This is a genomic window from Psychrobacillus sp. BL-248-WT-3, from assembly GCF_012843435.1.
GTDB lineage: Bacteria > Bacillota > Bacilli > Bacillales_A > Planococcaceae > Psychrobacillus.
This window is the reverse complement of record NZ_JABAFC010000008.1, coordinates 34,721-50,855: the sequence shown is the minus strand read 5'-3', so window position 1 is coordinate 50,855 and position 16,135 is coordinate 34,721. Positions and strand designations below refer to the sequence as shown.

General features: G+C 37.9%; 19 protein-coding genes. 8 read left to right on the top strand and 11 right to left on the bottom strand.

The window, feature by feature from the left end; all coding sequences use genetic code 11:
* Positions 1-22: 22 nt before the first annotated feature.
* Together HF876_RS06570 and HF876_RS06565 are read right to left on the bottom strand one after the other, a co-directional pair.
* The gene (locus HF876_RS06570) at positions 23-334 is read right to left on the bottom strand and encodes a spore coat protein (protein ID WP_169359276.1); all 312 of its coding nucleotides are present in this window, start codon (positions 332-334) and stop codon (positions 23-25) included.
* Positions 335-354: 20 nt separating this feature from the next.
* Positions 355-558, bottom strand: a complete 204-nt coding sequence (locus tag HF876_RS06565; RefSeq protein ID WP_169359275.1) for a YvdQ family spore coat protein — start codon at positions 556-558, stop codon at positions 355-357.
* Positions 559-744: 186 nt separating this feature from the next.
* Here HF876_RS06565 and HF876_RS06560 point away from each other — a divergent pair, with 186 nt between their 5' ends.
* The 3 genes from HF876_RS06560 to HF876_RS06550 all read left to right on the top strand — a co-directional run bounded on the left by HF876_RS06560 (position 745) and on the right by HF876_RS06550 (position 3,012).
* Positions 745-1,476: an SDR family NAD(P)-dependent oxidoreductase gene (locus HF876_RS06560; protein WP_169359274.1), complete on the top strand. Its 732-nt coding sequence runs from the start codon at positions 745-747 to the stop codon at positions 1,474-1,476.
* A 79-nt stretch (positions 1,477-1,555) separates the two neighbouring features.
* On the top strand, positions 1,556-2,377 hold the full coding sequence (locus HF876_RS06555) for a squalene/phytoene synthase family protein (RefSeq protein WP_346764042.1): 822 nt from the start codon (positions 1,556-1,558) through the stop codon (positions 2,375-2,377).
* A 194-nt stretch (positions 2,378-2,571) separates the two neighbouring features.
* Positions 2,572-3,012 (top strand): cell wall hydrolase, encoded by a 441-nt coding sequence (locus HF876_RS06550; protein ID WP_169359273.1) that lies wholly within the window; start codon positions 2,572-2,574, stop codon positions 3,010-3,012.
* 134 nt (positions 3,013-3,146) lie between these two features.
* On the opposite strand, the gene HF876_RS06545 is transcribed toward HF876_RS06550, so the two are convergent.
* From HF876_RS06545 to HF876_RS06520, 6 genes are all read right to left on the bottom strand, one after another.
* The gene (locus HF876_RS06545; protein WP_169359272.1) at positions 3,147-3,638 is read right to left on the bottom strand and encodes a DinB family protein; all 492 of its coding nucleotides are present in this window, start codon (positions 3,636-3,638) and stop codon (positions 3,147-3,149) included.
* Between the two features lie 172 nt (positions 3,639-3,810).
* The gene (locus HF876_RS06540) at positions 3,811-5,145 is read right to left on the bottom strand and encodes an NAD(P)-binding domain-containing protein (RefSeq protein WP_169359271.1); all 1,335 of its coding nucleotides are present in this window, start codon (positions 5,143-5,145) and stop codon (positions 3,811-3,813) included.
* 71 nt (positions 5,146-5,216) lie between these two features.
* On the bottom strand, positions 5,217-5,663 hold the full coding sequence (locus HF876_RS06535; RefSeq protein ID WP_169359270.1) for a MarR family winged helix-turn-helix transcriptional regulator: 447 nt from the start codon (positions 5,661-5,663) through the stop codon (positions 5,217-5,219).
* Positions 5,664-5,753: 90 nt separating this feature from the next.
* The gene (arsC, locus tag HF876_RS06530; protein ID WP_169359269.1) at positions 5,754-6,173 is read right to left on the bottom strand and encodes an arsenate reductase (thioredoxin); all 420 of its coding nucleotides are present in this window, start codon (positions 6,171-6,173) and stop codon (positions 5,754-5,756) included.
* Between the two features lie 19 nt (positions 6,174-6,192).
* A complete protein-coding gene (locus HF876_RS06525; RefSeq protein WP_169359268.1) occupies positions 6,193-7,488 on the bottom strand; it encodes an arsenic transporter in 1,296 nt (431 codons plus the stop codon).
* An 18-nt stretch (positions 7,489-7,506) separates the two neighbouring features.
* Positions 7,507-7,842, bottom strand: coding sequence for an ArsR/SmtB family transcription factor (locus tag HF876_RS06520; RefSeq protein WP_240949684.1), 336 nt, complete (start codon positions 7,840-7,842; stop codon positions 7,507-7,509).
* A gap of 138 nt (positions 7,843-7,980) precedes the next feature.
* On the opposite strand from HF876_RS06520, the gene HF876_RS06515 reads away from it, so the two are divergent.
* The gene (locus HF876_RS06515) at positions 7,981-8,406 is read left to right on the top strand and encodes a GatB/YqeY domain-containing protein (protein WP_169359267.1); all 426 of its coding nucleotides are present in this window, start codon (positions 7,981-7,983) and stop codon (positions 8,404-8,406) included.
* Between the two features lie 324 nt (positions 8,407-8,730).
* On the opposite strand, the gene HF876_RS06510 is transcribed toward HF876_RS06515, so the two are convergent.
* On the bottom strand, positions 8,731-9,924 hold the full coding sequence (locus tag HF876_RS06510; protein WP_169359266.1) for a class I SAM-dependent rRNA methyltransferase: 1,194 nt from the start codon (positions 9,922-9,924) through the stop codon (positions 8,731-8,733).
* A gap of 187 nt (positions 9,925-10,111) precedes the next feature.
* Here HF876_RS06510 and HF876_RS06505 point away from each other — a divergent pair, with 187 nt between their 5' ends.
* Together HF876_RS06505 and recQ are read left to right on the top strand one after the other, a co-directional pair.
* Positions 10,112-10,351: a hypothetical protein gene (locus HF876_RS06505; protein ID WP_169359265.1), complete on the top strand. Its 240-nt coding sequence runs from the start codon at positions 10,112-10,114 to the stop codon at positions 10,349-10,351.
* A 40-nt stretch (positions 10,352-10,391) separates the two neighbouring features.
* Complete coding sequence (recQ, locus tag HF876_RS06500; protein WP_169359264.1) at positions 10,392-12,158, top strand: DNA helicase RecQ; 1,767 nt, start codon at positions 10,392-10,394, stop codon at positions 12,156-12,158.
* On the opposite strand, the gene HF876_RS06495 is transcribed toward recQ, so the two are convergent.
* Positions 12,143-12,364 carry a DUF2187 family protein gene (locus tag HF876_RS06495; protein WP_169359263.1) on the bottom strand — a complete coding sequence of 74 codons (222 nt, stop codon included), beginning with the start codon at positions 12,362-12,364 and terminating at the stop codon, positions 12,143-12,145. The two genes, recQ and HF876_RS06495, sit on opposite strands and share 16 nt — an antisense overlap.
* A gap of 248 nt (positions 12,365-12,612) precedes the next feature.
* On the opposite strand from HF876_RS06495, the gene HF876_RS06490 reads away from it, so the two are divergent.
* Positions 12,613-14,049 (top strand): DEAD/DEAH box helicase, encoded by a 1,437-nt coding sequence (locus HF876_RS06490; RefSeq protein ID WP_169359262.1) that lies wholly within the window; start codon positions 12,613-12,615, stop codon positions 14,047-14,049.
* 93 nt (positions 14,050-14,142) lie between these two features.
* Here HF876_RS06490 and HF876_RS06485 read toward each other — a convergent pair whose 3' ends face one another.
* Positions 14,143-14,322 (bottom strand): DUF4083 family protein, encoded by a 180-nt coding sequence (locus HF876_RS06485; RefSeq protein WP_169359261.1) that lies wholly within the window; start codon positions 14,320-14,322, stop codon positions 14,143-14,145.
* A gap of 441 nt (positions 14,323-14,763) precedes the next feature.
* Here HF876_RS06485 and HF876_RS06480 point away from each other — a divergent pair, with 441 nt between their 5' ends.
* Positions 14,764-15,972: an oxalate decarboxylase family bicupin gene (locus HF876_RS06480; protein ID WP_277347085.1), complete on the top strand. Its 1,209-nt coding sequence runs from the start codon at positions 14,764-14,766 to the stop codon at positions 15,970-15,972.
* Positions 15,973-16,135 lie beyond the last annotated feature (163 nt).

Genomic DNA, 16,135 nt, shown 5'->3' with positions numbered 1-16,135 from the left:
ATTTGGAGTTATCTCCGAATCCCTATTTTTTCGCTAAATTTAAGGCAATATCAGCTTTTTCTAAGTCATGCTCCATTTGTTCGTTTAAATCATACGCGTGATACATTTCGTTTTTAATCATGTATTGTGCGATTTTATCATGTGTATCAATGGCAGTATCCAACTCACGACGCAGCAGCTTCTTAACAGAAGGAGTCGCAGTTTCCGTAATTGCAGTAGCTAGGTTTCTAACAGCTGCTTTAGAAGTAATTAATAAATCGGTAGCAATTGCTAAGTCGTCAATCATTGCCATTTCTTGTTGTTCTGTTTTTGTTTCCTCTTTTTTAGTAGCCATTTTAAATTCCTCCTAATTAATTATTTGCTTGCGTCTGCAAGGACTTTTCTTAAATCCTTAATAGCCTTTGTAGAAAGCTCTAAGTCTTCCTCTAAAATTTCTTTTAATTTTTTGTCTTGTACTAAATCCATAAATAATTTACTTTTTGCGACACAAGAAGTTTTAAAGATTAACACCTCGTGCACCTCTAGTTGTTCGTGCAATGCCAGTTCTTTAGTAGCCATTTGAAATCCTCCTATGCAAGATTATTTGTTTTAAATCATTTACCCCCTTTTATTTCTTTTAATCCTAAAAAGTTTTACTTGAAATAAATTTCAGTCTTTCATTTAAATAGAAAGGGAGAAGGATATTTGAAAGGAGACAGAAGGAAGGATATGCTAATAGAATCAGTAGTTAAAGGAGGAGAAAAGATGGACGTAGTTATCGTAACTGGATCCACTAGCGGAATCGGACAAGAGCTTGTAAAACAACTTATAGATAAAGATAAGAAAGTATTTGGTATTGCAAGGGGAGAAAGTAAGCTTGAACATCCTAATTATCATCACGTTCTATTAGATTTAGCAGCAACCGAAAAGGTAGCAGAAACTCTAGAAGAGCTGTTGAATAACGTGATAGAAGAGGCAACATCACTGACCCTTATCAATAATGCAGGAACCATCGAACCAATAGGAACAGCTGGAGAGATAGATTCTAATCTAGTGGCTAAAAGCATTGCGGTAAACTTAACTGCACCTATGATATTAACTGGAACGTTTATAAGAATGACAGAACAAAGAGAAATTCCGAAAAAGGTTATGCAAATTTCTTCTGGCGCTGGTCGAAATGGGTATGAGGGGTGGAGCAGTTATTGTGCTGGGAAGGCAGGACTTGATCGTTTTACAGAAGCAGTACAGCTAGAGGAATCCAGGAAAACAAATGGTGTAAAGCTAGTATCTATTGCTCCAGGAATTATTGACACGAATATGCAGGGGAAAATTCGTGAAGCTTCAGAAAGTGAATTTGCGTTGGTAAATAAATTTAAAGAGTATAAAATGTCTGGTCAGCTAAGTAGTGCAGAGGAAGTTGCATCCAAGCTGATAGGTTTTTTGGAAAGTGATCAATATTATACTAGTGAAGTTGTAACAGATTTACGACAACTGTAAGGAGTCATTTTATCTTTTAGGCAAAATCCGATACAATAGAGGGTATAGAATCTTGAACGTGAAATGGAGGCGCCTAGTTGTGCGTGAAGTAGCAACATTACAAAAAGAAGCAATGGATATGCTAAAGAAAACAAGCAGAACCTTTTATATTCCAATTACTTTTTTAGAGCCCACTCTGAAAAAGGCGGTTGCTTCTGCTTATCTTTGTATGCGTGCAATTGATGAGATTGAAGATCATGAAACATTGGATGCACTAGTAAAACAACGTTTATTGTTAGAAACGAGCAAGATGCTTGTAAATGGTTTTGACAAAAAAGAATATGAACTGCTTTTAGCTCCTTATCAGGAACAATTACCAGCAGTTTCTCTACGACTTGGCGACTGGCTTGAAATCTGCCCAACAGATTTAGTGGCTACTGTTAAGACCTATACCGCTGAAATGGCAGAGGGAATGGCGAAGTGGGTAGAGAAGGAATGGCAAGTAAAAACAAAAGAAGACCTAGACGAGTATACCTACTATGTAGCTGGACTTGTTGGTGTAATGCTTTCTGAGCTATGGAAGTGGAATGCAGATATTGAAACTGACCGCGATTTAGCAATAGCGTACGGGAGAGGCTTGCAAGCAGTAAATATATTAAGAAATAAAGACGAAGACAAAGAGCGAGGGGTGCAATTCTTCCCCGAGGGATGGACACGAGCGGATATGTTTGAATATGCGGAGGACAACCTATCTAAAGCAGACGAATATATAAAAAGCATTAACCGTAAAAGCATCCTACTATTCTGTAAGCTGCCGCTTGCGCTAGCACATAAAACATTAAAAGCACTAAAGAACGGCAAGGAAAAAATGAGTCGCTCCGAAGTAGAAGAAACAGTAGTTGAAGTACAAGCAGAAGTTTAAAAGTGTATAGACTAAAGCAATCTCGAGATGTAGTGTCTCGAGATTTTTTAATAGGCTGATTAAAGTGAAAGATTTAATAACCTAAAAGAATAGGGAGTATCGATCCCTATAAATATGGTTACTTGTTTTAAAGGGTATTGTACAAAATGACATAATTCGGGCTTTTTTCATATAGTATCTAGGGGGGTGAAAAAATGGCTAGAGTTAAATACCGAGATAAAGATGTTGACCTCATGGCAAGGATGATGAGAGCAGAAGCTGAAGGTGAAGGTAAGCAAGGGATGTTATATGTTGGAAATGTAATTGTAAACCGTGCTAAAGCCGATTGTTTAGACTTTAGAGATGTAAGGTCTATTGAGGATGTCATTTTTCAGGTACAAGGGGGCAATTATTCTTTTGAAGCCGTTCAAAAAGGTAATTTATTTTATGAAAGAGCGAGAGGTACTGAAAAAAAGTTAGCAAAGCAGGCATTGGACTATTGGAGAGAACACCCAGCTAAATATGCATTGTGGTATTTTAATCCATACGCTCCGTGTCCTCCGACTTGGTATGGTCAACCTTTTTCAGGTCAATATAAAGATCATTGTTTTTATGAACCAGCAGCCGGAACATGCGAAAGCGTTTATATAGGCTAGGTTATACAGGGGTTATTTTAAACTGGAATCAAACCAAGATAAGCTCAATTTCTCCGTATTAAATTGAGAAATTGAGCTTTTTTTCTTTTTTTTAAGTATTTTGCTGTGTGTGAAATTAATCTATTTACTCATGTTTATAAATCTGAACGTTTAGCTGGCCATGAACCTTGTAGCTTACGGAGTTGTACAATTTGTCCTGTGTGATAAGCATCGTGTAAAAGAATATTTAGATATTGTTGCCAAACCGGCAGTGAAGGAGAAGCTTGATCCAATTCTGCTTCTTGCAGAGATGCTAATGAAGATTGTAAGGCATCATGTACTTGAAGTGTTCGCTTCACTGTTTCTTGCCAAGCACCCTCATCGTCAGCTCCACCTTGGGCAAATGTTTCATCATTATTTTGTGGAACAACAAAGCTGTCATCATGATGTAAACGAGAAATCAATCGCTCTTTAAAGGTCAGTAAATGGCTTACATTTTCCCAAATCGTATTAGCTGCTTTTCCCTCTGGTCGCCAACAAGCTTGTGCAGCGGTAAGATCCTTTAACGCCTCAGATATCGGTGGGTACCATTCTTCTTCGTAAAAAACCTGATTGACCCCATTTTGCAAAATTTCTTTTTTACTCACTAGGATACCTCCTTGTTTTTAAGGTTAAAAAGTTGATAGCTACTATTCGTATCTTGTAATTATACTCAATTGGATTAGGAGAAAGACCTCTCCCTATAAAATTTGCAGAGACAGGATTTTTCCAATTTCTCGAGCCCAAATGGATAATTGGCCAGAGACAATATCAAGAGGCTTAACAGCAGCTGGAATTAGGATTCTGTATATTGACGCTACAAACTCCCGTTTCAGGTAAATCTAACTCCACTTTTTTGGCCGCAACCAAATCCCCAGTTAAATACGCAACGATAGAGCGCACCTGCTCGTATCCCGTGGCCATTAGAAAAGTAGGTGCCCGTCCGTAGCTTTTCATACCAACAATATAATAGTTCTTTTCAGGCTGTCTTAATTCCTCTTCTCCATGGGGGCGAACAGTTCCGCAGCTATGGATATTTGGATCAATTAATGGGGCGATCGCTGTCACGCTTTCAGTTACTGGATCGATATCCAATCGAATCTCTCTTGTTAAAGAAAAATCTGGTCGACTACCTGTATTTGCAATAATTTCATCGACGGGAGGTAGAGTGGTAACCTGCCCCTGAGATTCACCTTCTATAATGATTCCATTTTCTGTTTTTGCTAAGTGATGAATAAGAAATGGTGTGAATACCCGCAATTTGCCGGCATCTACTAGCTGGTGTACTTTACTGCCTAATTCACCTCGAGCTGCCAGGGCATCCTTGTCTTCTCCTCCAAATGCCGCTTCAACATTTCTTTTTCTCATAATCCACATGATTTCAACTTTGTCATCTAATTGAGCTAGCTCTAAAATCGAATTAATCGCAGAATGACCACCACCAACAACAGCTACTCGTTTTCCTTTATATTTGTCTAGAGCAGAGCCATGTACATTAGGAATTCCGTAATAAATATGGTCTTTTAAATCTTTTTCAGCATTTGTCCATATGTTGTCGGCATTAATTGAATTGGGGGAAGACCATGTTCCAGTTGCGTCAATAACTGCTCGAGTCTCTAGTCTCTTTAATTGTCCTGCTTGCTCAATGTACAAAATGAAGGGTACATCTGATCGATTTGCAGTTTTCATCTTGTCTAATCCCTTTTTGCTAATGGATACTACTTTCGTGTTAAGTGAAAGTGAAGACTTTATTTCGGGTATTTTTGCTAAAGGCTCTAAATAGCTGCTAATTAGTTCTTTACCTAAAGGAAGATGCTCAGGATTTGGTGCAATCCATCCCTGTTTTTTCAATAATTTTTCCGCAACCTTATCTACATTATATTGCCATGGAGAAAACAAACGTACATGTTCCCAAGAAGAAATATGGTGTCCAACAGTACTTCCAGCTTCAAGAATGATAAAGTGTTCTCCTGCATTTACTAAGTGAGCTGCTGCTGCCAAGCCAATGGGGCCAGCACCGATAATGGCTATAGGTAGTTCTTTGTTTGGTTCAATCTTTTCAGGAGTGGAAGAACAGCATCCTGTGTTAATCGGCGTTAATTTAATTTGATTCATTATAGTAACCTCCAGTAATTTATTTGCAATTTGCAAATATATAATATTTTATTAAGCAAGCTTTCGCTTGCTCAAAGTAACGGAGTACAGCATACCGTGGATTTAGCCATTGCCTGATTCAATAATTGAATGGAGCGTATGACAGTTTCTTTTTCAAACTCATTCATATGTGAAAATACTTCCTCTAAATAGTCATTCATCGATTGATCGATTGTTGTAGCGACAAACTTTCCTTGAGTGGTTAAAGAAAGCAGGTACACTCTCTTGTCTTTAGGGGATGGACATTTCTTTACTAATTCCATTTTAATTAATGTTTGAATCTGTCGACTAAAAGTAGTGATATCCACTGCAAGAATATCTGCAATTTGTTGCATAGAACGATCAGGGTGTTTATCAATTTCATATAGAATATGGCTTTGAATAGTTGAAATATCAGCAGAGCCTACTGAACAACAATTTTTGTTTAATAGTCCAAAGCGACGCGTCAGTATTTGAAATAGCTCCCGTTTGTTATCCATGTAGTTCACCTCTATCTAAAGTATATGGTAATTACTTGTAAAATGCAACTAATTAATGAAAATTTCGAGCGTATGTGCTCGAAATCATACTTATTCACCCGTTTTCGCGAAGTGCCTAATTCTTTCACCAATCTCATCGCGAACTCGTTGGAAGACGCTCCATTTTTCCTCTTCATATCCTTTTGCTTTAGCAGGATCATCAAATCCCCAATGGACTCTTTTCACATGGGGTGGTGTTATTGGACATTTGTCGGCAGCATCGCCACATAGAGTAACGACTAATTCGGCGTGATGGAGTGTGTCCATGTCAATAAGATCTGAGGTTTGATTGGAAATATTGATATCTACCTCATTCATGGCCTTTATAGCATTAGGATTAAGGCCGTGTGCTTCAATTCCAGCACTTTTTACAATCCATTCGTCACTTAAATATTGTTTTGCCCAACCCTCTGCCATCTGACTTCTGCATGAGTTACCGGTGCATAAAAAGTATATGATTTTGTTGGTCATTGTAGTTTTGCTCCTTTAGTTAATAGGCTAGTAAGGAAAGATATAAGCCCAATAGTGTGATGAATAAAATAGGGACTGTTAACATGAGACCTGTTTTAAAATAGACTCCCCAAGATATTTTAACGCCTTTTTGAGAAAGGACATGCAGCCATACAAGCGTTGCAAGGGATCCGATAGGTGTAATTTTTGGTCCCAAATCAGAGCCAATAATATTGGCATAAATAAGTGCCTCTCGGATTGTACCAGTAGTATTGGTCTCAGCGATTGCAAGCGCATCAATCATTACCGTAGGCATATTGTTCATAATGGATGATAGAAACGCAGCGATGAAACCCATAGACATGGTTGCAGTAAATAAGCCATATCCTGCAGCATTCTCAATAACCCCTGCCAAGGCATGAGTCAACCCTGCATTTCCTAGCCCGTAAACAACTACATACATACCAATAGAAAAGAAGACAATATTCCATGGTGCACCTTTAATTACCGTGCGAGTATCGACAACTGAACTTTTTCTTGCCATAACGATAAAAAATATGGCAACCACGCCAGCTACAAATGAAACAGGTAACCCTATAAACTCACTTGTGAAATAGCCGGCTAATAGAATAGCAAGCACATACCAGGACAGGCGGAACATAGACTTATCTTTTATAGCCTCCTTAGGCTGTTTAAGCATGGTTAAATCGTACGTTCTCGGAATACTTTTTCTAAAGTAAAACAGTAAAACTGTAATAGTGGCAATTAAAGAAAATATATTTGGCAAAATCATTCGAGACGCATATTCTATAAATCCAATGCCAAAGAAATCAGCAGAAACGATATTTACTAGATTACTGACGACAAAGGGTAAAGATGTCGTATCGGCTATAAAACCACTAGCCATAATATAAGGAAAAATCATTTTCTCTGTAAAATTTAAGTTGCGAACCATTGCCAACACGATAGGGGTAAGGATCAAAGCAGCTCCGTCATTAGCAAAGAACGCTGCAACTACCGCCCCTAGTAGACTGACATAGACAAACATTTTAATACCATTGCTTTTTGCTACTCTAGCCATATGAAGGGCAGCCCATTCAAATAGACCAATTTCATCTAAAATCAATGAAATTAGAATAATTGCTATAAAAGATAGGGTAGCATTCCAGGTGATGTCTATTACTGTTAGGACATCATTAAATCCGACCACGCCAACTAACAACGCGACAACGGCTCCTGCGCAGGCAGACCAGCCGATATTCAAGCCTCTAGGCTGCCAAATGACAAAAATCAAAGTAACGATAAAAATAGTTGCTGCTAAAATAAGTGGTGACAATATAGAAACCTCCAATAATTACTTACATGAAATACGTCTTCCTTGTTCCTCTAGCTGTTGCAGGTAAAAGTCTTGGTTTGGCAAATGTTCGAGCAAGCCTTGTACGAGTGAAAAGAGCTCCTGATTTCTATTTAGCGAATAAATAATCCATTGGCCTCTTCTAGATTCTTGAACTAAGCCTGCATCCTTTAGCTTTTTTAAATGCTGACTAATTGCAGGCTGACTCGTCTTGAAAATCTCCACAAATTCACAAACACAATAATCATGCGATTCCAGCATCTTAAGCATTGTAAGTCTGGTTTTATCACCGAGTAGCTTGAAAAGATTCGCAGCACGTTCGATTTCTTGTTCCAAGAGTAATCCATCCTTTATATAAGTGTTTGCTTATATAATACTTTGCTTATATGCTCGAGTGCAACTAAATTTTACAGTAGGAGAAGAGGTGGACTATAATAAAATATATGGAACGTAAAGTAGAAGGGAAGTATTTAAATGTTAAAAACAGCAGTATTTGAACAATTGAAGCAAGCGATGCGTGATAAAGATGTGTTATCAAAAGGTGTATTGACTCTTTTAAAAGCAGCTTTAGATAAAGCTGAAAAAGAAAAAGGTGCTACTCTAACGCAAGAAGAGGAAGTAGCAGTGGTAAATCGTGAAGTAAAACAAACGAACCAAGCATTAGATGGAGCCAAAGATGCGGGGCGTGAGGATTTAATTGAAAAAGAGGAAGCGAAGCTAGAATTATTAAAGAGCTTCTTGCCTAAACAATTAAGTGAGGAAGAAATTGCTACAGCTCTTACAGAAGCAGGGGTTACTAAGGGGATGAACATGGGTGACGCAATGAAAATTGCTAAACCTTTACTTTCAGGAAAAGCAGATGGAGCAACAATGTCTAAAGTAGTGAAAAGCTTAATCTAAAAAAAAGGAGGATCGTGACTCAAAAAGTCATGCCCCTCCTCTATATATTAAATCGATTAAACTTTGCAGAAACGGAAGAGAACCTTGCAGAGATCGACTAAAACCTTGCAGAGATGGTAGAGAACCTTGCGGAGACAAGTGAGAACCTTGCACAGATCAGCTCAAACCTTGCGGAAACCGGCAAGAACCTTGCAACAAGAGATAAACCTTGCACAGATCAGCTTAAATCTTGCGGAAACAATCAAGAACCTTGCAGTAACCGGAAACCTGCCCTTCCTTCTTACCTCATTTGCATATCAAGCCTAAGTAGTGCTTACGCTTTTCTTATTTTGCCCGGATGAAAAGTACTTTTAAATAGTTACCTTCTTTGAAGAGAGGGGAAGTACGGAAATCACTTGGTAACGAGAATTCATCCTCAATGACATACTTTCGATTGCTTTCGTTAAATGCCTTTTCCACAAAGGTCTTAAATTTCTTCATGCCAAAGGTTGCATTGTTTGTGGAGGCAACAATTACCCCATTCTTTTCTGTTATCGCAATGGCATCCATTAATAATTTTGTATAATCCTTAGCAGAACTGAACGTATACTTCTTCGAGCGGGCAAAGCTAGGGGGATCTAAAATAACCATGTCAAAAGATAATTCTTTACGCTTGGCATATTTGAAATAATCGAAGACATCCATCACGATAATATCCTGTTCTTCAACATTAATCCCGTTTATTTCAAATTGCTCTGTCGTTTTACTTAAACTGCGTTTTGCTAAATCGACACTTGTTGTCTTTTTTGCACCGCCAGCTGCAGCAAATACCGAAAAAGCACCAGTATAGGAGAATGTATTGAGAACCGTTTTACCTTTTGCATACTCATCGCGTATTTTTTTTCGAACCTCTCGCTGATCTAGGAAGACTCCGACCATCGCTCCATCGTTTAAGTAGATAGCAAAGTTTTCCCCATTTTCTTTTACTAAGAGAGGGAACTCCCCGCGTTCGCCTTTAACGAAATCGTCGTCTTCTAAGTACTGACCCTTCGTATCAAAGCGCTTCTTCTCATAAATTCCTTTATAAGAAGGTACTGCTGATTCTAAAGCTTTTAAGATTTGCTCCTTAAATGCATAAATCCCTTCGCTGTACCAGCTAAGTAGATAAAATTCATCAAAATAATCGATCGTCAAACCGCCGATTCCGTCACCTTCTCCATTGAAGACGCGAAAGGCAGTTGTATCATCGTTTTCATAGTAATCTTTTCGGTGCTTTAATGCATTGGTAATTTTATTTTGAAAGAAACCAGTATCAATTGTCTCTGCTTCATTTTTAGTAAGCAGCCAACCAATTCCCTTGTTTTGCTTCCCGACATAGCCTTTGCCTATAAACTTTCCGCCAGGATTTCTGAGCTTTAGTATTGTTCCATCTATCAATGAGTCCGTCTCGTGAAAGCCATCCTTCAGTAAAACAGGAACCCCCTTCTGTAAATCTTGTGCTAGAGAGTCTTTTACTTTAATATCTATTTCTTTTTGCATACATTTCATCCTTCTAGTTATGTTTTCTCTATTATCACATAAGCCGCTATATTTAAAAAGGAACGAGGATTCCAGTTAATTAAGTAGCTTATAAATGACTTATTTAACTCGACGTTACACCCTCTTCGTCACATTCTTCCTATGAATTATGATATACTAATCTATATGTCGCGAAAGGAAGTTTGTTTTGAAAAAATCAAAAGTTATCATACCAATCATGGTAATTGTGGTCGTGTTGGCAGCCATTCTTTTATCTCAAGAAGAATATAATGAAGTCACTATTATAAATAAGATTCTTATCGCACTTGGTGCAGCTATTGTGTCCTCTTCCATAGGTTATATCCTCTTAAAACCAGACATCGACAAGGTAGATTCAAAACCATCAGCTAATCATACAGAGAATAAAAAGAAGGGAAGCGGAAAATAATCTGTTTCCCTTTTTACTTCACTAGATAGGAGCGACTAGCATGCTAGAAAATGCAACACAGTTACTACAGGAATATTATGGCTATGACTCTTTCAGAGAAGGACAAGAGAAAGTTATCAATTATGTAATGAATGGCAAATCGAGCCTGTGTGTTATGCCTACTGGAGGTGGTAAATCTCTTTGCTATCAAATTCCCTCTCTATTATTAGATGGGACGACCATAGTAATTTCGCCGTTGATTTCCTTGATGAAGGATCAGGTGGATACCTTATTGCAGGCAGGTATACCCGCAACATTCATAAATAGCACATTATCTTCTGAAGAAGTAAGAGAAACGATGGAAGAGGTTTTAAATGGCCAATATCGAATGCTTTATATAGCTCCAGAGCGTTTGGAATCACTAGCCTTTTTGAACCAATTAAAAAAAGTGAAGGTACCGTTAATCGCAGTCGATGAGGCACACTGTATCTCTCAGTGGGGTCATGATTTTCGTCCCAGCTACCGTGCGATTCATCGATTAAAGGATGTATTCACGAAACAGCCTGTTGTTCTTGCATTAACAGCAACAGCGACACCAGCCGTACGAGACGATATTTGTCGTCTATTACAAATTCGAGATGAAAATACGGTTATAACTGGATTTGCTCGTTCAAATCTATCGTTCTCTGTTGTGCTCGGACAAGATAAGAATAAATTTTTAAAAGAATTTATTAAAAAGAATGCACAGGAAGTCGGCATTATATATGCAGCAACGAGAAAAACAGTAGATTTGCTATATGATTTATTAAACAAGGCAGGTGTCCAAGCGGCTAAATACCATGCCGGATTACCTGAGGCTTTTAGAAACAAGGAGCAGGAGCGGTTTCTTACAGATGAGGCACAGGTTATGGTTGCTACAAATGCCTTTGGAATGGGAATTGATAAATCGAATGTTCGATATGTTATTCACTATCAGCTTCCTAAAAACATGGAAAGCTATTATCAAGAGGCTGGAAGAGCTGGCCGAGATGGACTACCGAGTGAATGTGTGGTTCTCTATGCATCGCAGGATGTACAAACACAGCGATTCTTAATCAATCAGGCATTAGACCGAGATAGAATTCCTCAAGAATTAGAAAAACTTCAAGGGATGGTAGATTATTGCCATACAGAAAACTGCTTACAGCAGTATATCGTGCAATATTTTGGAGAGCCCAATGGAGAAACTTGTGGTCAATGTGGAAATTGTACAGATTCTAGAGAAATGCAGGACGTTACAAAGGAAGTACAAATGGTTTTGTCTTGTGTGGTTAGAATGGGACAAAGATTTGGTAAGACGATTACCGCTCAGGTGCTAACAGGTTCAGAAAATAAAAAGGTAATAGAGTTTGGATTTCAAAAACTATCTACTTATGGGATATTAAAGGCTAAATCCTTAAAAGAAGTGTTAGGGCTTATGGAGTTTATGATTGCAGAAGGGTTACTTCTAGTGAAACAGGGAAGTATGCCGACGATTTATATTTCGGATGCAGGAAAAGAAGTATTGTTAGGTAAGAGAAAGATCATGCGTAAGGGAGTAGCGGTCACAAAGCAGATTGCTAAGAATGACCCGTTATTTGAAGGGTTAAGAGTGCTTCGGAAAAAAATTGCGGACGAAGCTGGTGTTCCACCGTTTGTTATATTTTCTGATAAAACATTACAAGACATGTGCGTAAAGCGTCCGCAAACCGAAGATGAGCTACTAGATGTACATGGAGTTGGTGCTAATAAGCGTGACAAATATGGTCAAGCTTTTCTAGAAGAAATACTCCGTTATATCACCGTATAGTTTTTATGTGATACTACTGTAAGATTCGAAGGAACATTAATTTTCTTCGCATCCTCCATAGATATTTCGACAATAACAGATTGCTCTAGGATTTTAAAAATAGTACCCTGTACTTCAACATCATTGCGTGTAAAAGAGATCTTCTCATCAATTTTCCGTGCTGCCACGAAAGGTGAAACATCCTTAGGTTGTCGTTGGAAACTCATGTATCTGCCTCTTTTCTAATATATTCACTCACAGAGCGATATAGTAATTATACCACAAAACTGGGTTGAAAATTGTAGTTTAAGATTATTAAAAAGAGATTCCCTACGAATATTGTCGAATTGTAGTTTGTCCAATGACACTAGCACATTTTATGTTTGAGATGACCTCATTTGCACATGATAGAAGTAAGGCAAGAAAAAGAACGCGGAAGATAAATTAGGCTTTAACTAAGAGGAGATTATGCAGAATGCATTTTAACGAATTTAAATTAGATGATAAAATATTGCAAGCAATTGAACAACTAGGTTACACAGAGCCAACAGAAGTCCAACAAAAGGTTATCCCAGTAGCCTTATCAAAGAAAGACATTCTGGTTAAATCGAAAACAGGTAGTGGGAAGACTGCAGCATTTGCCACTCCTTTATGTGAGCTAGTAGATTGGGAAGAAAATAAGCCACAAGCTTTAGTTTTAACCCCGACAAGAGAGCTTGCAGTGCAGGTTCAGGAAGACATCACAAATATCGGTCGCTATAAACGAATTAAAGGATTAGCGTTGTATGGAAAATCTCCATTTGCAAAGCAAAAGCTGGCATTAAAGCAAAAAACACATATTGTAGTTGGAACTCCAGGTCGTGTGTTAGACCATATAGAAAAAGGAACATTGGATGTATCCAAAATAGGATACTTAGTAATTGATGAAGCAGATGAAATGTTAAACATGGGCTTCCTTGAACAAGTAGAATCTATTATAAAACTGCTTCCTAAAAAACGTACGACTATGCTATTCTCTGCAACCTTGTCACAGGAGATAAAAACGTTGAGCGGCAGATATATGAATGATGCGGTATCAATAGAAATAGACGCAGCTGAAGAAGATACGCCTAAAATTGAGCATTTAAAATATATAGTGAAAGATGACCAGAAGCTAGCCTTCATAGAAAAGCTGACGATTACAGAAAATCCGGATAGCTGTATTGTATTTTGCCGGACAAAAGAGCGTGTAGATCAATTAGTAGACGCATTAGACAATAAAGGCTATACGGCAGATAAGATTCACGGTGGTATGATGCAGGAAGATCGCTTTGAGGTAATGGATGATTTCAGAAAAGGAGAATTCCGTTATTTGATCGCTACGGATGTCGCAGCACGTGGTATTGATATTGAAGATATTACGCACGTAGTACATTATGATGTGCCGTTAGAGCAAGAAAGCTATGTACACCGTACAGGTAGAACAGGAAGAGCTGGCAGAAGCGGAAAATCGATTATGCTTGCGACTCCTCATGAAGACAAATTTGTAAAAGAGATTGAAGCATTTATTGGCTTTGAAATTCCAACTGGTCGTGAAATTACGTCAGATATGGTCGCTCAAAACAGAGCAGCGTTTGATCTGAAGATGCAGGAGCAGCCAGAAGCTAAGAAATCAAAAGGCGAGCAGCTGAATGTTAATATTACTAAGCTATATTTCAATGGTGGTAAGAAAAAGAAAATCAGAGCGGTAGACTTCGTAGGGACAATAGCCAAAATTGAGGGCGTTTCTGCTGACGACATCGGTATTATTACTATTCAAGATAACGTTTCATACGTTGAAATTCTAAATGGTAAAGGACCTCTAGTATTGAAAAAAATGAGAAACACAACGATTAAGGGTAAGCTTTTAAAAGTCCATATTGCGCATAAATAAGATTTTTAATAGAAGAAGAAAAAACACCTCTAGAGAGTGATCTAGAGGTGTTTTTTCTTCTTCATTTTACTCTCAGTGTAATAGCGTATAATATCAACTCTTATTTAGCTCATCTAACTTTTTCAATATGGCATCTAACTTTTGGTTAATTATTTGTTTTTCTTTAGTTGAGCTTCTTAAACCTTTAATAACGATAAAAATAATTGCAATAACTAGAACAATAAAAATCAAAAATATTAAAGTCGCTAAAACATCATCCAAATTCAAAGCCATTAATTACACCCCTGCATTTACTCGTTCTATACACATATGCCAATTTTCAGTAACGTCTTGTAATTACTTGTTTATTCTCCTCCAAATCAATGATGCCATAAGAAGCAAAACTCCAACTGACGCTCCTATAAGTTGGTCTACTAGGAGTTCATTGGTTCTTAAATAACGAATGGCAAAAGTTCCACCGAAAATAACAATCATTGTTAGCGATAATTGAATAAAATAGGTATTAATTTTAATAATCAATTCCCCCAGCAACATACTTTTTAATATTTTAACATAAATATCCAAATTAAAAGGTTATCATCTTATTTTTCGAACAACGGACAAGCAAGCGTTATTATCATTTCATTACTAGGTTTACTTCCTATCTTTATGTAAATAACTCATTCCCATATGATTTCATATAGTAAATGGAATGTAGATGAAGGAGTGAAGAACCTGAGCAATAATAACTTTAACTATGAGGATTTGTTAAGATGTATTCCACCGCAGGATATTCCACAGCCGATTAGAGAGTCGGACGGTGCAGGTGGAACAGACCTGGGTCCAAGAGATATTATCCGTGCAATTGAAAATACTAATATGCTTGTGCCTCCAGTAACCGACGCCGGAACCGTACCAAATTTAACGTTTTCGTTTTCCGATACAAATATGACATTGAAGCCAGGCGGGTGGTCTAGGGAGATCACGGCTCGTGAATTGCCGGTAGCAACCACTCTTGCTGGGGTGAATATGAGGCTAACTCCAGGAGGCGTTCGTGAACTACATTGGCATAAGGAAGTGGAATGGTCTTATATGCTAGCGGGTAGAGCAAGGATCACAGCTGTAGATGAAAATGGAAAAAACTTTATAGCTGACGTAGGGCCAGGGGATATCTGGTACTTCCCGCCTGGGATTCCCCATTCTATTCAAGGGCTAGAGGAAGGCTGCGAGTTCCTATTGGTTTTTGACAACGGGAATTTTTCTGATTTAGATACATTTACTATTTCTGATTGGTTTGCCCATACTCCAAAAGAGGTACTGTCTGCTAACTTTGGTCTTCCAGAAGAAGCCTTCAGAGACATACCAAAAACAGAAAAGTATATTTATCAATCTACCGTACCAGGTCCCATCAGTGAAGTAGAGCCTCTTAGTCCTTTTGGAACAAGGAAATTTTCACATTCGTTATTAGGACAAAAACCGATTACCTCACCGGGGGGCTCGGTTAGAGTGGTAGATTCTAGAAATTTCCCCGTTTCTCAGCTTATATCAGCAGCATTAGTGGAAATCCTCCCTGGAGCGATGCGAGAGCTTCATTGGCATCCTAATAATGATGAATTTCAATATTTTCTCACAGGTCAAGGTAGAATGACTGATTATGCTGCAGATGGAACAGCACGAACCTTTGATGTTCGCTCAGGTAACGTAGGGTATATGCCATTTTGCTATGGTCATTATATCCAAAACACAGGTACGACACCTTTGTGGTATTTGGAAATTTTTAAATCACCGATTTACCAAGATGTGTCTCTTACCCAATGGATGGCTTTAACACCTCCGCAAATTGTTAAGACTAATTTAAATGTAGGCAATGAAGTTATTTCATCTCTACGTAAAACAAAATGGGAGGTGGTAAGGTTTCCTGGGTTTGAATATAAAGAAAAGTAAAAAAGAGGTCAGCATCTCCTAGACGCTGACCTTTTCTTCTCTGTTATAATTCCTATCCAATTTTTCATCTATAAAATAATTGGAGATAATTGAATGACAATCTATTTTATTAGAAATACTAAAATTATAGAAGTTTCATACATAATATGCGTAGTATCTGTAT

Bases quoted from the DNA above. Each gene is read 5' to 3' on its own strand.
- HF876_RS06570 (WP_169359276.1), bottom strand. From the start codon at position 334: ATGGCTACTAAAAAAGAGGAAACAAAAACAGAACAACAAGAAATGGCA.
- HF876_RS06565 (WP_169359275.1), bottom strand. From the start codon at position 558: ATGGCTACTAAAGAACTGGCATTGCACGAACAACTAGAGGTGCACGAG.
- HF876_RS06560 (WP_169359274.1), top strand. From the start codon at position 745: ATGGACGTAGTTATCGTAACTGGATCCACTAGCGGAATCGGACAAGAG.
- HF876_RS06550 (WP_169359273.1), top strand. From the start codon at position 2,572: ATGGCTAGAGTTAAATACCGAGATAAAGATGTTGACCTCATGGCAAGG.
- HF876_RS06540 (WP_169359271.1), bottom strand. From the start codon at position 5,145: ATGAATCAAATTAAATTAACGCCGATTAACACAGGATGCTGTTCTTCC.
- HF876_RS06535 (WP_169359270.1), bottom strand. From the start codon at position 5,663: ATGGATAACAAACGGGAGCTATTTCAAATACTGACGCGTCGCTTTGGA.
- arsC (WP_169359269.1), bottom strand. From the start codon at position 6,173: ATGACCAACAAAATCATATACTTTTTATGCACCGGTAACTCATGCAGA.
- HF876_RS06515 (WP_169359267.1), top strand. From the start codon at position 7,981: ATGTTAAAAACAGCAGTATTTGAACAATTGAAGCAAGCGATGCGTGAT.
- HF876_RS06510 (WP_169359266.1), bottom strand. From the start codon at position 9,924: ATGCAAAAAGAAATAGATATTAAAGTAAAAGACTCTCTAGCACAAGAT.
- recQ (WP_169359264.1), top strand. From the start codon at position 10,392: ATGCTAGAAAATGCAACACAGTTACTACAGGAATATTATGGCTATGAC.
- HF876_RS06495 (WP_169359263.1), bottom strand. From the start codon at position 12,364: ATGAGTTTCCAACGACAACCTAAGGATGTTTCACCTTTCGTGGCAGCA.
- HF876_RS06490 (WP_169359262.1), top strand. From the start codon at position 12,613: ATGCATTTTAACGAATTTAAATTAGATGATAAAATATTGCAAGCAATT.
- HF876_RS06485 (WP_169359261.1), bottom strand. From the start codon at position 14,322: ATGGCTTTGAATTTGGATGATGTTTTAGCGACTTTAATATTTTTGATT.